This window comes from Streptomyces sp. NPDC003720, assembly GCF_042875075.1.
Lineage (GTDB): Bacteria > Actinomycetota > Actinomycetes > Streptomycetales > Streptomycetaceae > Streptomyces.
Map to the genome: position 1 here is coordinate 407261 of NZ_JBIANZ010000008.1, position 14963 is coordinate 422223.

Consider the following 14963-nt stretch of genomic DNA (forward strand, 5'->3'; position numbering starts at 1 on the left):
GCTGGTGGGACGCCACAGTCGCCGCGGAGCGGCCCCCAAGGGCGACTCCGTGGACACAAACGCACAGGGAGAGACGCGGGGCGCGGCCCCCGCGGCCGGCCGCGAGGCGGAAGGACGCGAGGTCCGGCTGCCCGGCCAGCGGCAGGCCCCGGCGGGCGGCCCGGGCGCCCAGGGGGCCCCGCCGCGTCCGGCGCCGGGGACACCCGCCTTCCCGCCAGGCACGGCCCCGCGTGGTGTGCGCCGTTTCCCGGACGGGACTCCCGCGCAGGGCGTGCCGCGCCTTTCGGACGGCACGCCGGCCCAAGGAGTGCCCCGTCTCCCGGGTTTCCCGGACGGGACACCGGCTCACGGTGTGCCGCGGTTCCCGAACGGGACACCGGCGCAAGGAGTACCGCGCTTCCCGGACGGGACTCCCGCGCACGGCGTGCCGCGCCTTCCGGACGGCACGCCGGCCCGTGGGGTGCCGCGGCTGCCCGACGGGACGCCCGCCCAGGGAGTGCCGCGGGTCGGCGGTGGCGCCTTCCGGGCCCGTGGCGGACATCCCGAGCAGCGTGAGGCCGGGGGCGGCTGGGGCGAGTTCAAGGGGGCGGCCGGCGATGCCGGGACCGCTCCCGGCGGGCGGCCCGGGGCCCCCGGCGGACCGGCGGCCTCCGCGGCAGCCGGCGTCAGGCGGGGCCCGGCCGGCCCCGGCGCGGCCCTCCCGCGGCAGCGGCGCAAGGGCGGCCCCCGGCAGGACTACCTGGACGCCTTCGACGAGGACATAGACGTCTTCGAGCCCGGATCCGGCCGCCGTGCCGATCAGGGCGGCGGCCAGGGGCCGCACGACTCCGACACGGACCGGGCCGCTGCCGGGGCGGGTTCCGGTCCCGGCGGCGACGGGCCCGAGACCGCCGTGCCCGCGCCGCGGTCCGGCGGCAGGAGCCGGACCTTCACCGGTATCGCGGCCGCCGCCGTCACCACCGCACTGGCGATCGTCGTCGCCGGGCAGGTCGCCGACGGCCACGAGGACAGCGGCGTCCAGGCCCGGTCCACGGCCGGACGGTCGGGCGACGCCGCCCCCGGCGGTACGGCGCCCGGCGCCGCGCCCCATGTGGCGGCGCTGACGTACGACCAGAAGATGGCCCGGACGTATCCGCTGAGCGCCAAGCTGAAGGGCTCGGGCAAGTTCGACGCGGTCCCGGGCCTCGACAGGGCGCCCGGCAAGGGGCAGAAGTACACCTACCGGGTGGACGTCGAGCAGGGGCTCGACCTGGACGGCGCGCTGTTCGCCGAGGCCGTGCAGAAGACGCTGAACGACGACCGCAGTTGGGCCCACGACGGTGCCCGTACCTTCGAGCGGGTCTCCTCCGGCAAGCCGGACTTCGTGATCACGCTGGCCAGTCCGGGCACCACCGCCGAGTGGTGCGCCAAGTCCGGCCTGGACACCACGGAGGACAACGTCTCCTGCGACTCGGCGTCCACCGAGCGCGTGATGATCAACGCCTACCGGTGGGCGCAGGGCAGCGAGACATACGGGGACAAAATCCACGCATACCGGCAAATGCTCATCAATCACGAAGTGGGTCACCGGCTCGGCCACGGCCATGTGACCTGTGACAAGGACGGCGAACTCGCGCCGGTCATGCAGCAGCAGACCAAGTTCCTCGACCACGACGGCATCCACTGCAGACCCAACCCCTGGCCGTATCCCAGGAGTTGACGGGAGGCGCTTATGTCACTTTGACATGAGTCGCATGTTCGTTCATATTTCTCGGCATGTGGTCCCGTCACACCGTCTCGCGCAGCGCAGCCATCGAGCTGGCGCTGTTCGGTGTGACCGCGCTCTGCGTGGCCGACATCCACTGTCGCTGACGCCGCCTCCCTGGCGTTCGCGTCGCGACTTCTTCCCTTTTTCCCGTCCGTGACCGTGTCACGGGTGTCTTCGACGACCCGACGCCGGGGCCGACGTCTGTCCGCAGTCGTCTCACTCCTCGTTCATCCGTCTCACTTGTCGAGAAATCCTCGATCAGCCCCGAGAGGTCGTCATTCCGATGCGTCAACCGTCCGTCACAGCGCGCCGCGTGGCAGCGGCATCCGTCAGCCTGGTCGTGGCAGCGGGCGTCGCCGCCTGCGGTCCGCAGGACACCGATGCCAAGGGCTCGGCCGGCGACTCCGCGCCGCACAAGGGCGGCACCCTCACGGTGCTGAACTCGAACCCGCAACAGGACTTCGACCCCGCCCGCCTGTACACCTCCGGCGGCGGCAACGTCCCCTCGCTCGTCTTCCGCACCCTCACCACCCGCAACCGCGAGAGCGGCGCGGCCGGCGCGAAGGTCGTCCCTGACCTCGCCACCGACACCGGGCGGCCCAGCAAGGGCGCGACCGTGTGGACGTACACGCTGCGCAAGGGCCTCAAGTACGAGGACGGCACCCCGATCACGTCCGCCGACGTCAAGTACGGCATCGAGCGCTCCTTCGCGCCCGAACTGTCCGGCGGCGCGCCCTACCTGCGGGACTGGCTGGTCGGCGCCGCCGGCTACCAGGGTCCGTACAAGGACAAGAAGGGCCTGTCGGCGATCGAGACGCCGGACGAGCGGACCATCGTCTTCCACCTGAACAAGCCCGAGGGCGAGTTCCCGTACCTGGCCACCCAGACCCAGTTCACGCCCGTGCCGAAGGCCAAGGACACGGGCACGAAGTACGAGGAGCACCCGGTCTCGTCCGGCCCCTACAAGGTCGTCAGCAACGAGAACGACGGCGAGCACCTCGTCCTGAAGCGCAACACCCACTGGTCCACGGCCGTCGACGCCGAGCGCAAGGCCTACCCGGACACCATCGACGTCCGCTCCGGCCTCGACTCCTCCGTGATCAACCAGCGGCTGTCCGCGTCCCAGGGAGCGGACGCCGCCGCCGTCACCACGGACACCAACCTCGGCCCCGCCGAACTCGCCAAGGTCACCGGCGACAAGGACCTGGCCGCGCGCGTGGGCACCGGCCACTTCGGCTACACGAACTACATCGCCTTCAACCCGAAGGTGAAGCCCTTCGACGACCCCAGGGTGCGGCAGGCGATCTCCTACGCCATCGACCGGTCCTCGGTGGTCAACGCGGCCGGCGGCAGCGCGCTCGCCGAGCCCGCCACCACCTTCCTGCCCGACCAGAAGTCCTTCGGGTACACGCCCTACGACCCGTTCCCGGCCGGCAGGTCCGGCAACGCGGCCAAGGCCAGGGAACTGCTCGCGCAGGCCGGCCACAAGAACGGCCTCACCGTCACGCTGACCCACTCCAACAGCAAGGACTTCGAGACCAGCCCCGAGATCGCGACCGCGATCCAGGACGCCCTGAAGAAGGCCGGCATCACGGTCAGGCTGCAGGGCCTGGAGGAGAACGACTACGCGGACAAGATCCACAGCGTGAAGACCGAGCCGGGCTTCTTCCTCGCCCACTGGGGTGCCGACTGGCCCTCCGGCGGCCCCTTCCTCGCCCCCATCTTCGACGGCCGGCAGATCGTGAAGGACGGCGCGAACTTCAACACGGGCCTGCTCGACGACACGTCGGTCAACGACGAGATCGACGCGATCAACAAGCTGACCGACCTCGACGCGGCCGCCGAGCGGTGGGGCGCGCTGGACAAGAAGATCGGCGAGAAGGCCCTCGTGGTGCCGCTGTTCCACCCCGTCTACAAGCGCCTGTACGGCGAGGACGTCCGGAACATCGTCATCAGCGACTGGACCGGCGTGCTCGACATCTCCCAGGTCGCGGTGAAGTGACGCCGTGAGCGAGGCACTTGCCGCCACCCAGGCCCCCGGGACGGACACCGCCGTCCCGGGAGCCTCGGGGGCCCGTCAGTTCTGGCGGCGGCTGCGGTCGCAGCGCGCCGCACTGGTCGCCGCGGCCGTCGTCGCGCTGCTCGTCCTGGTCGCGCTCGCCGCGCCGCTGCTCACCGCCCTGGAGGGCCAGGACCCCACCACCTACCACCCGTCGCTGATCGACTCCGCGCGCGGGGGCGTGCCCGTCGGCTCGTTCGGCGGCGCCGGCGGCGGCCACTGGCTGGGCGTGGAGCCGCAGACCGGACGCGACCTGTTCGCCCGGCTGGTCTACGGGGCCCGGGTGTCGCTGGGGGTCGCGCTCGCCGCGACCGCGATCCAGGTCGCCCTCGGCGTGCTGATCGGCGTCGCCTCGGCGCTCGGCAGCCGGCTCGTCGACCAGCTGCTGAGCCGGCTCACGGACATCATCGTCGCCCTGCCGCTGATGATCATGGCGCTGGCGCTGCTCGCCATCGTCCCGACCAGCTTCCCCCGGCCGGTGCTGGTCACCTTCGTGATCGGCCTGATCGCCTGGGGCAACATCGCGAAGATCACCCGCGCGCAGACCCTCACCCTCAAGGGGCTCGACCACGTGGCCGCCGCCCGGCTCAGCGGCTGGGGCACCTGGCGGATCGCCCGCCGCGAACTGCTGCCCGGGCTCGCCGCGCCCGTCATCACCTACGCGGCCCTGCTCGTCCCCATCAACATCTCGATCGAGGCGGCCCTGTCGTTCCTCGGCGTGGGCGTGAAGCCGCCCACGCCCTCCTGGGGGCAGATGCTCACCGCCGCCGACGTCTGGTACCAGGCGGCGCCGCAGTACCTGCTGCTGCCCGCCGGGGCCCTCTTCGTCACCGTCGTCGCGCTGACCGTCCTCGGCGACGGGGTGCGCACCGCGCTGGACCCGCGCGCGGCCTCGCGGCTGCGGGTCGGCACCGGCGCCAGGGGCGAGGGCAGGGCGGCGGCCGGGACCGGCGGGGCCGACGACGGCACGGCCGGAACCGGCGACCACGCCGGTGCTGCGGCCGGATCCGGCAAGGAGGGCGCCGCGTGAACGGGTTCGGCGGTTTCGTGCTGCGCCGCACCGTCGGCGCCCTGATCACCCTGCTCGCCATCTCGGTGATCATCTACGTCGTCTTCTACGTCACCCCCGGCAACGTCGCCCAGATCAGCTGCGGCCCGCGCTGCTCGCCGGCCCAGGTCCAGCAGGTCGCCCAGCAGCTCCACCTGGGCGACCCCCTGTACCTGCGCTACTGGCACTTCCTGCAAGGCATAGTCGTCGGCCAGGACTACTCGACCGGCACCTCGGTGGCCCACTGCCCGGCGCCCTGCCTCGGGCTCTCCTACCAGAGCGACCGGCAGGTCACCGACGTCATCCTGACCAAGCTCCCGGTCAGCCTGTCACTGGTGACGGGCGCGATGGTGATCTGGCTGGTCCTCGGCGTCGGCACCGGGGTGCTCTCCGCCTGGCGGCGCGGCCGGTTCACCGAGCGGGCGCTGACCGCGGTCACCCTCGCGGGCACGGCCACCCCCGTCTTCGTCATCGGCCTGGTCCTGATGATCGTGGTCTGCGGTGAGCTGCGGCTGCTGCCGTTCCCGCAGTACGTGAAGTTCACCGACGATCCCGAGCAGTGGGCGTGGAACCTGCTGCTGCCCTGGCTCTCGCTCGCCCTCATCGAGGCCGCGGCCTTCGCCCGCCTGACCCGGGCGGCCATGCTGGAGACCCTCGCCGAGGACCACGTACGGACCTTCCGCGCCTACGGCGTCTCCGAACGCGCGGTCGTCGGACGGCACGCCCTGCGCGGGGCGCTCGCGCCGGTCATCGCGCTGAACGCCAACAACTTCGGCGGAGCCGTCGGCGGGGCCGTCCTCACCGAGACCCTCTTCGGGCTCCCCGGCATCGGGCAGGAACTGGTCCACGCGGTCAAGGTGGTCGACCTGCCGGTCGTCGTCGGCATGGTCCTGGTCATCGGCTTCTTCGTGGTCATCGCCAACGCCGTCGCGGACGTCCTGTACGCGGTGGCCGACCGACGGGTGGTACTCGCATGAGCCTGGTCGAAGTCACGGACCTGACGGTCGAGTTCGGGTCCCTGCGGGCCGTGGACGGCCTGTCCTTCCGGCTGGAACGGGGCGAGGCCCTCGCGCTGGTCGGCGAGTCCGGTTCCGGCAAGTCCACGGTCGCCGGCGCCCTGCTGGGCCTGCACCGGGGCACCGGGGCACGGGTCGGCGGCTCGGTCCGCGTCGCGGGCACGGACGTACGGCAGGCCTCGGACGAGGAACTGCGCCGGCTGCGCGGCGCCGGGGCGGCCATGGTCTTCCAGGACCCGCTGTCCTCGCTCGATCCGTACTACGCGATCGGCGACCAGATCGCCGAGGTCCACCGCGTGCACACGCGCGTGTCGCGTCGCGCCGCACGCGCGCGTGCCGTCGAGGTGCTGGACCGGGTCGGCATCCCGGACGCGGCACGGCGGTCCCGCTCCCGCCCGCACGAGTTCAGCGGCGGCATGCGCCAGCGCGCCCTGATCGCCATGGCGCTCGCCTGCGAGCCGGAACTGCTGATCGCCGACGAGCCCACCACGGCACTCGACGTCACCGTGCAGGCCCAGATCCTCGACCTGCTGCACACGCTGCGCGCGGAGACCGGCATGGGCCTGCTGCTCGTCACCCACGACGTCGGGGTCGCCGCCGAGAGCGCCGACGAGGTGCTGGTCATGCGGCACGGCAGAGCCGTCGAACACGGCCCGGTCGGCACGGTCCTGGCGTCCCCCGGGCAGGCGTACACCCGCGAGCTGCTCGACGCCGTCCCGCGGGTGGACGCGCCCCGGGCCGCCGCACCGGCGGCCGGGGAGGTCGTACTGGAGGCCGCCGGCCTGCGGCGCGAGTTCGGGCGCGGCAAGCACGCGTTCACGGCGGTGGACGACGTCTCGCTGACCGTCCGCCGGGGCGAGACCCTGGGCGTCGTGGGGGAGAGCGGCAGCGGCAAGACGACGCTCGGCCGCATGCTGGTCGGGCTGCTGGAGCCGACCACCGGCTCGATCCGCCGCACCGGACGCCCGCACACCGGTGTGGATCCGGCCGTGCAGATGGTCTTCCAGGACCCGGTCTCCTCGCTCAACCCGCGCCGCAGCGTGGGCGAGTCCGTCGCGGACCCGCTCCGCGCGCGCGGGGAGCGCGACGAACGGCGCATCCGGGGGCGGGTGAGCGAACTGCTGGAGCGCGTGGGGCTGGAGGCGGCGCACTACGACCGCTACCCGCACGAGTTCAGCGGCGGCCAGCGCCAGCGCGTGGGCATCGCGCGGGCGCTCGCCGCGGACCCGCGCGTCATCGTCCTGGACGAGCCGGTCTCCGCGCTCGACGTCACCACGCAGGCGCAGGTGGTGGCGCTGCTCGGCGAGCTGCAGCGGGAACTCGGCCTCGCGCTCGTGTTCATCGCGCACGACCTCGCCGTGGTCCGCCAGGTCAGCGACCGGGTCGCGGTGATGCGCAACGGACGGATCGTGGAGTCCGGTCCCGCGGACGAGGTCTACGACGCCCCGCGCGAGCCCTACACCAAGCAGCTCCTGGCCGCCGTGCCCGCGCTCGACCCGCGGCTCGCGGCCGAACGGCGTGCGATCCGGCGCGAGTTGGCCGCGGCGTAACGTTTCATGCGCGGAGGATCACCTTCCGCAGTCATAGCGCGACGGAACGCGACCCGCACCGGAAAGTTACGCCCGTTCACCCCTTTTGGTGGCGCGATGGACAACCGTCCATCGCGCCACCGCCTTGTCCGCATACGTTCGTCCCGCTGCGAGCCGCCGGGACGAAGGCGGCTTCCCACTCGCGGAGATCGGGGGTGCACACGTGCGCATCGGACTGCTTACGGAGGGTGGCTACCCGTATGTGGGCGGTGACGCCGGGCTCTGGTGCGACCGGCTCGTGCGCGGGCTCGCCCAGCACGAGTTCGACGTCTACGCGCTCAGCCGCGGCCGGCAGCAGGAGGCCGCCGGCCGGTCTCCGCTCCCGCCGCAGGTCGGCCGGGTGCGTACCGCTCCGCTGTGGAAGGCCGAGGACGACGGCGTCGCCCACGGCAGGCGCGCGCGCCGGCGCTTCACCGAGTGCTACGGCGAGCTGGTCGAGGCCCTGAGCGGCGGACCCGGCGCGGCCTCGGGCTCGGCCGCCGGACCCGGGGCCGCCCCCCAGACGGACCGTTTCGGCAACGCGCTGTACGGCCTCGCCGAACTCGCCCGCGACGAGGGCGGACTGGTCGGCGCACTCCGCTCCGACACCGCCCTGCGCACCCTGGAGCGCGCCTGCCGCGCCCCCGGCGCGCCGCGCACGGCGCGCGAGGCGCGCGTGGCCGATCTGCTCACGGTCACCGCCCACCTCGAACGCGCCCTGCGCCCCCTCTCCCTGGACTGGTACGGCGACGACGGCCTCGGCGCCGCCGACCTCTGCCACGCCACCGCCGGCGGCACGGCCGCCCTGCCCGGACTGCTCGCCCGGCACCTGTGCGGAGTGCCCCTGCTGGTCACCGAGTACGGCGTACAGCTCCGCTCGCACTACCTGGCCCTCGGGCCGGACACCGCCGCCCCCGCCGTACGCGCCCTGCTCGCCGCCTTCCACGGCCTGCTCGCCACCGAGGTCTACCGGCGCGCCACCCTCCTCACCCCGGGCAACGCGCACGCCCGCCGCTGGCAGGAACGGTGCGGCGCCGACCGGGCCCGGATCCGCACCGTGCACCCCGGCATGGACGCCTCCTGCTTCACCGAGGCCGGCGAGTCCCCGGACCGCGCCGATCCGTACACGCTCGGCTGGGTGGGACGCGTCGAACCGGCCAAGGACCTCGTGTCGCTGCTGCACGCCTTCGCCGAGGTCCGCAGGGAGGAGCCGAAGGCCCGGCTGCGGATCGTCGGCACGCCGGCGGGCCCCGAGGGCGAGGCCTATCTCGGGCACTGCCGGGTGCTCGCCGCGCAGCTCTTCCCGGACGAGGCGGAGGGCGTGCACGCGGTCGGCGACAACCCGGTCTCCTTCGAGGAGATCGGCGGACCCGAGGTGCCGACCCTGCCCGACGCGTACGCGGGCGCCGCCGTCGTCGTCCTCTCCAGCGTCGTGGAGGGCTTCCCGAACACCCTGGTGGAGGCCATGTTCAGCGGCCGCGTCACGGTGTCCACCGACGTCGGCGCGGTGGTGGAGGTCATCGGCGGCACCGGCCTCGTCGTACCGCCGCGCAACCCCCGGGCGCTCGCCGAGGCGTGCGTGACGCTGCTGCGCGATCCCGAGCGCCGTGAGCGCCTCGGTGCCGCCGCCCGCGCCCGCGCACTCGAACTGTTCACGGTCGAGCAGAACATCGCGGCGTTCAACGGCATCTACCTGGAGATCGTCTCGCGCTGCCCGGTGCGCCGGGTCGCCCTCGACGAGACGGGCGACCCGCTGCCGTTCGCCGCCCCCGCCGAGACCCACGTCCCCGTCCACTGGACCGGCACCACGGCCCGGGGACGCACCCGGGAGGCGTCCGCCCGGGCGTCCGGCGACCCGGTCCGCGCGACCTCGGGAGCGGCATGGGGAGCGGCTTCGGAGGGGGCGCTGTGAGCGGCACCGAAGGCGGCGCGCGGAGCGGTCCCGGCTGGGCGGAGAGCCTCGACGGCGCCAGGGACGCCGTGCGGGCGTCGCACGGCACGGACGCGCCGAGCGGTGGCGACGAGCCGGACCGCGCGGACGCGCCGGGCGGTCGAAACGAAACGCACGGCGCGGACGCGCTGGACTTCATGGACCGGCTGGGCGAACTGGACCGCCCCGGGATGCCGGCCGGCGGCACGGCCTGGGACGAGCGGTCGCGTGAGGTGCTCACCGGTGCCGTGGCGCACGCCGGAACGGCCGCGGAGGGCCGCCCGGACCCGGCCGGCGCCGGTTCGACGCCCGCACCCCCGGCCCGGAAGGGCGCGGACGCCGCGCCCGGCGGAACCCGCACGGCCCCGTTCCGGCGCGGAAACGCCGACCCGGTGAAGAGCCTGCTGCACCGGCACCGTGAACTGTGCGAGCGGGCCGTGGACCCGCTGGAGATCGCCGCCGGACTGGAGGCGCGCGGCGTCACCGACCGGACCGCCGCCCGGTTCCGCCACCGCGACGTCTTCTCGCTCGCCGAGGAGCTGTACGCGCGCGTGCCGCGCGACGGCGCACCGGTCCCGAGCCCCGCGTCCGCACGGGGACCCCGCGTCCGGACCGGCTGGGTCCTGCTCACCCTCCTGCCAGGAGCGCTCGCCGCGGCCACCCTGACCGGACTGCGCCTGGTCCACGGCGAGCCCCGGTTGCCGGTGACCGCCGCCGGCCTGCTCGCCCTGGCCGCCGCGACGCGCGCCGCCCTGCGCCGCGGCCCCCTCGCCGCGGTGCCCGGCCCGGTCCCATGGCGCACGGCGGCCGGCACGCGCGCGTGGACCCTCTGGCTGCTCGGCTACGCGCTGCTCGGCGACGGACTCCTGCGGACCGTCGTCGCCGGCGGTCCCGACGCACCACCCACCGGCGCTCCCGACGGCCCCTGGCCGATGACCGCCGCCCCCGTGCTGGCGCTCGCCCTGGCCTGCGCCCCGGCCGCCTGGTGCGCCCACCTCCTCGCCGCCGGCGCCCGCCGCAGGCTCGCCGGCAGCCGGGGACTCGAGGACTTCACCAGCGCCGCCCGGCCCCTGCTGGCCGGTGTCCTCGTCCTGTTCCTCGGCGCCCTCACCGGCCTGCTCGCCCTGTGCGGCACGGTCCTGCACGAGAGCGCGGCCTACCCGCAGGGTCTCGCCCTGGGCGCGCTCCTGCTGCTCGCCCGCCTGCTCGTCGCGCACCGCCGGCGACACGCCCCCGTGCTCGCCCTCGGCGCGGCAGCGGTCGCCGAGGCGACCGCGCTCGCCCTGCTGCTGGCCGCCCGGCTCCCCGGCTGCGCCTTCCTCGCCACGCCCGTGCAGACCGTGGTGGACACCTGGGGCCCGGGCGCCGTGCCGGCGCTCGCGTGCGGCGCGGCCGCGCTCGCCCTGCTGGTCCACGCGCTGCGCACCCTCACCAGGGCCTCGGCCCATGCCCCGGCGGGAGCACCCGAGTGAACCTTCCGCCACCTGCCCCGCCCGCGTCCGCCGCCACCCGCCCCGAGCGGGCGGCGGCACCCGGCCCCGGCCACGGCGTCCGGCCCCCCACCGCAGGCCACCGCATCACCCCTTCTAAGGAGAAGACCAGATGACCACCTCCCGACACGGAACGCCCGGAGCGTCCGGAGCCTTGGGAGCCGCCGGAGCGCACACCCCGGGAGCCGTCCGATGAGGGTCCTGCTGATCGGAGCCAACGGATACATCGGCCGCTTCGTCGCCGACCGCCTGCTCGCCGACCCGGCCGTCCAGCTCACCGCGCTCGGCCGCGGCGACGACGCCGACGTCCGGTTCGACCTCGCCTCGGGCAGCCCGGGGGCGCTCACCCGCTTCCTGGACGCGGTCCACCCCGGAGTGGTCGTCAACTGCGCCGGCGCCACCAGGGGCGGCGCCCGCGACCTCGTCCGGCACAACACCGTCGCCGTCGCCACCGTCTGCGAGGCGCTGCGCCGCAGCGGTTGCGGGGCCCGGCTGGTCCAGGTCGGCTGCGGGTCCGAGTACGGCCCCAGCCAGCCCGGTTCCTCCACGGCCGAGGACGCCGTGCCCCGCCCCGGCGGCCCCTACGGCGTCAGCAAGCTCGCCGCCACGGAGCTGGTCCTCGGCTCAGGACTCGACGCCGTCGTGCTCCGCGTCTTCTCGCCCGCCGGACCCGGGACCCCGGCCGGCTCCCCGCTCGGCAGGCTCGCCGAGGCCATGCGCCGGGCCATGCAGTCCGGTGACGGCGAACTCAAGCTCGGCGGACTCGGCGTCCAGCGCGACTTCATCGACGTCCGCGACGTCGCACGCGCCGTGCACGCCGCCTCCCTCTCCGCCGCGCAGGGCGTCATCAACATCGGCTCCGGCCGCGCCGTCCGCCTCCGCGACGCCGCCGCCGTCCTCGCCCGGGTCGCCGGGTACGGCGGCGCCCTGCACGAGCTCGACGCGCCCCCCGGGCCGCTGCGCAGCCCCATCGGCCACCCCCGCGCCGACTCCGAGCACGCGGCCCCGGTCGCCTACCCGTATCCCGACGGCTGCGGCAGCTGGCAGCAGGCCGACGTGCGCACCGCCCGCGACCGGCTCGGCTGGCGCCCCCGCATCAACCTCGAGGAATCCCTGGCCGACATCTGGATGGAGGCGGCATGCCGCATCTGACCAGCACCACAGCGAGCACCGCCGGTACCGGCGTCCGTACCGGCCTCGGCGTCCCCGGCTACGCCCATCCGCTGGTCGCCCCGGCCCAGTGGGCCGCACTCGCCCGCCCCGGCACACCGTTGGACTGGGTGGTGCTCAACGTCGCCTCCGGGCCCGGCAGCCGTCCCGACCCGCACTGCCTGGAGGCCGCGGGCCGGCTGCGCAACGGGGGCGTGCGCGTCCTCGGGTACCTGAACCTCGCCCACGGCGCGCGCCCCTTCGGCGAGCTGCTCTCCGACGCGCACCGCCACCTCGAGTGGTACCGCGTCGACGGCTTCCTGCTCGACCGGTGTCCCACCGCGCGCGGTGGGCTGCCCGAGGTCCGCCGGGCGATCGGCACCCTGCGGGCGATCAGTGACTCCGCCCACATCGTCCTGGGCCACGGCAGCCACCCGCATCCGGGATACGCGGAGAACGCCGACCAGTTGGTGACGTTCGCGGGCCCCTGGGCCGACTACCGCTTCTCGCAGGCCGCCGAGTGGACCGCCGACTACCCGCCCGACCGCTTCTGCCACTTCGTGCACGGTGTGCCGCGCGGTCATCTGGAGGAGGCGCTGCGCATCGCCCGCTGGCAGGGCGCGGGCACGATCTACCTCACCGACCGCACCGACCGCGGCGGCCGGGCCGACCCCTGGGAGACGATGCCCGGCTACTGGGACGAGATCGTCTCGCGGATCGGAACAGGTGTCTCGGAATGAAGAAGGCCGTGGCAGTGTTACAGGGAGAACAACCGTAGTGATCGACCGACCAACGGAGTCCCCGTGTCGCTGCCACCCCTGGTCGAGCCAGCCTCTGAGCTCACCGTAGACGAGGTCCGCCGGTACTCCCGCCACCTGATCATCCCCGACGTGGGGATGGACGGGCAGAAGCGGCTGAAGAACGCCAAGGTGCTCTGTGTGGGCGCCGGCGGCCTGGGCTCGCCGGCGCTGATGTACCTGGCCGCCGCGGGCGTCGGCACGCTCGGCATCGTGGAGTTCGACGAGGTCGACGAGTCGAACCTGCAGCGCCAGATCATCCACAGCCAGGCCGACATCGGCCGCTCCAAGGCCGAGTCCGCCCGCGACAGCGTCAAGGGCATCAACCCGTACGTGAACGTGGTCCTTCACGAGGAGCGGCTCGAGGCCGACAACGTGATGGACATCTTCAGCCAGTACGACCTGATCGTCGACGGCACGGACAACTTCGCGACCCGCTACCTGGTCAACGACGCGTGCGTGCTGCTGAACAAGCCGTACGTGTGGGGTTCGATCTACCGTTTCGACGGCCAGGCCTCGGTCTTCTGGTCCGAGCACGGCCCCTGCTACCGCTGCCTCTACCCGGAGCCCCCGCCCCCGGGCATGGTCCCCTCCTGCGCCGAGGGCGGCGTGCTGGGCGTGCTGTGCGCGTCCATCGGCTCCATCCAGGTCAACGAGGCCATCAAGCTCCTCGCCGGCATCGGTGAGCCGCTGGTCGGCCGCCTGATGATCTACGACGCCCTGGAGATGCAGTACCGCCAGGTCAAGGTCCGCAAGGACCCGGACTGCGCGGTCTGCGGCGAGAACCCGACCGTCACCGAGCTCATCGACTACGAGGCCTTCTGCGGCGTCGTGTCCGAGGAGGCCCAAGCGGCGGCCGCCGACTCCACGATCACTCCCAAGCAGCTCAAGGAGTGGATCGACGACGGCGAGAGCATCGACATCATCGACGTCCGCGAGCCGAACGAATACGAGATCGTCTCCATCCCCGGCGCCCGTCTGATCCCGAAGAACGAGTTCCTCATGGGCACCGCCCTGGAGAGCCTTCCGCAGGACAAGAAGATCGTCCTGCACTGCAAGACGGGTGTCCGCAGTGCGGAAGTCCTCGCGGTCCTGAAGTCCGCGGGCTTCTCGGACGCGGTGCACGTCGGCGGCGGCGTCATCGGCTGGGTCAACCAGATCGAGCCCGACAAGCCGGTGTACTGACCACCCCTCCCGCCTGCCGGCGGACCTGACGAAGCCCACGGCTCTGACCAGCTCAGAGCCGTGGGCTTCGGGTTTTTCCGGGGTGTGCGGTGGGCGTGGCACTCTCCCGGGCGAGTGCCGCGCCCACCTGTTCAGCGGGAACGAGGGTCAGCGTTCACCGGCTCGCGGGAGACGGTCAGCGGCGGGTGCGGTGGTCACCGTCGCGGTGGTCGCGGTCGCCGCGGTGGTCGCGGTCACGGTGGTCGCGGTCGCGGTGGTCACGGCCCCACGAGGCGTCGTCGACGAAGCGGCCGCGGTCGTTGCGCAGGGTCGCCGTGTCCGAGCGGTCCCAGACGGACCGGTTGCGGTCCTGGAACAGGTCGCGGCGGGTGTCGTGGCCGTAGCCGGTGTGGACGCGGACGGTGGAGCGGCCGTCCAGCCGGTAGTGGTGGAAGGTGTAGGTGTGGCCGTCCCGGTCGGAGAGGGTCCAGCCGCTGAGGTTGACCGGGCGGCGCGAGTTGTTGGTGATGTCGACCCACTCCCGGTTCAGGGCGCGGCTGGAGCGGTCGTCGCGTCCCGGGGCGTCGTACCGCACGCTGCTGATGTACACCGCGTCGCGGTGGTGCCGGCCGGGGTAGTGGTCGGCGGCCGCGGCCGGCAGGGCCACGGCTCCCACGGCGGCGGCCGACACGGCGGCGACGGCGGTCATGCGGCGCACGGATGCGGAAATGGTCACGAGGATCCCCCTACAGGAGTCCATGGCACCCCCCTTACGGATCTGCGCACGTGAGAACGCCGCAGGCCAGTGGTGGTGCGTTGTACGAGCGGCGGCCGGCTGGCCGCGCACTCACACTGTGCAAGCCATGCGCCCGGTTTGTGGGGGAGATGTGCGCGGCATTACGGCTTCAACATATTCCTGTGACTCTCTGCTGCATCGTCCATGTATGACTCCAACACGTCGAATTGAACGTTCGTCAGGAAAAGAGCCGCTTCAG

At 73.6% G+C, this 14963-nt stretch carries 12 protein-coding genes; 11 read left to right on the forward strand and 1 reads right to left on the reverse strand.

Annotated elements, in window-relative coordinates; genetic code table 11:
* The first annotated feature begins 4 nt into the window (after positions 1–4).
* The 11 genes from ACFYU0_RS24095 to moeZ all read left to right on the forward strand — a co-directional run bounded on the left by ACFYU0_RS24095 (position 5) and on the right by moeZ (position 13989).
* The gene (locus ACFYU0_RS24095) at positions 5–1699 is read left to right on the forward strand and encodes a DUF3152 domain-containing protein (protein WP_389304062.1); all 1695 of its coding nucleotides are present in this window, start codon (positions 5–7) and stop codon (positions 1697–1699) included.
* Between the two features lie 56 nt (positions 1700–1755).
* Positions 1756–1851 (forward strand): Ms4533A family Cys-rich leader peptide, encoded by a 96-nt coding sequence (locus ACFYU0_RS24100; RefSeq protein WP_351662488.1) that lies wholly within the window; start codon positions 1756–1758, stop codon positions 1849–1851.
* A 179-nt stretch (positions 1852–2030) separates the two neighbouring features.
* Complete coding sequence (locus tag ACFYU0_RS24105; protein WP_351662490.1) at positions 2031–3749, forward strand: ABC transporter substrate-binding protein; 1719 nt, start codon at positions 2031–2033, stop codon at positions 3747–3749.
* A gap of 4 nt (positions 3750–3753) precedes the next feature.
* Positions 3754–4836, forward strand: coding sequence for an ABC transporter permease (locus tag ACFYU0_RS24110; RefSeq protein ID WP_351662492.1), 1083 nt, complete (start codon positions 3754–3756; stop codon positions 4834–4836).
* Positions 4833–5831, forward strand: coding sequence for an ABC transporter permease (locus tag ACFYU0_RS24115; protein ID WP_351662494.1), 999 nt, complete (start codon positions 4833–4835; stop codon positions 5829–5831). Before ACFYU0_RS24110 ends, ACFYU0_RS24115 begins: the two co-directional genes overlap by 4 nt.
* Positions 5828–7420, forward strand: a complete 1593-nt coding sequence (locus ACFYU0_RS24120) for a dipeptide ABC transporter ATP-binding protein (RefSeq protein ID WP_389304065.1) — start codon at positions 5828–5830, stop codon at positions 7418–7420. The genes ACFYU0_RS24115 and ACFYU0_RS24120 overlap by 4 nt, the downstream gene beginning before the upstream one ends.
* Positions 7421–7622: 202 nt before the next feature.
* Positions 7623–9350, forward strand: a complete 1728-nt coding sequence (locus ACFYU0_RS24125) for a DUF3492 domain-containing protein (protein WP_389304067.1) — start codon at positions 7623–7625, stop codon at positions 9348–9350.
* A 176-nt stretch (positions 9351–9526) separates the two neighbouring features.
* Positions 9527–10840: a hypothetical protein gene (locus ACFYU0_RS24130; RefSeq protein WP_389304136.1), complete on the forward strand. Its 1314-nt coding sequence runs from the start codon at positions 9527–9529 to the stop codon at positions 10838–10840.
* Positions 10841–11050: 210 nt separating this feature from the next.
* Entirely contained in the window at positions 11051–12010 is a 960-nt protein-coding gene (locus ACFYU0_RS24135) for an NAD-dependent epimerase/dehydratase (RefSeq protein WP_351662500.1), read from the forward strand.
* The gene (locus ACFYU0_RS24140; protein ID WP_389304069.1) at positions 11998–12747 is read left to right on the forward strand and encodes a spherulation-specific family 4 protein; all 750 of its coding nucleotides are present in this window, start codon (positions 11998–12000) and stop codon (positions 12745–12747) included. Before ACFYU0_RS24135 ends, ACFYU0_RS24140 begins: the two co-directional genes overlap by 13 nt.
* A 63-nt stretch (positions 12748–12810) precedes the next feature.
* Positions 12811–13989: an adenylyltransferase/sulfurtransferase MoeZ gene (gene moeZ, locus ACFYU0_RS24145; protein WP_351662504.1), complete on the forward strand. Its 1179-nt coding sequence runs from the start codon at positions 12811–12813 to the stop codon at positions 13987–13989.
* Between the two features lie 175 nt (positions 13990–14164).
* Here the strand turns inward: moeZ and ACFYU0_RS24150 are convergent, their stop codons facing one another.
* Positions 14165–14677 (reverse strand): lamin tail domain-containing protein, encoded by a 513-nt coding sequence (locus ACFYU0_RS24150; protein ID WP_351662997.1) that lies wholly within the window; start codon positions 14675–14677, stop codon positions 14165–14167.
* Positions 14678–14963: the final 286 nt, after the last annotated feature.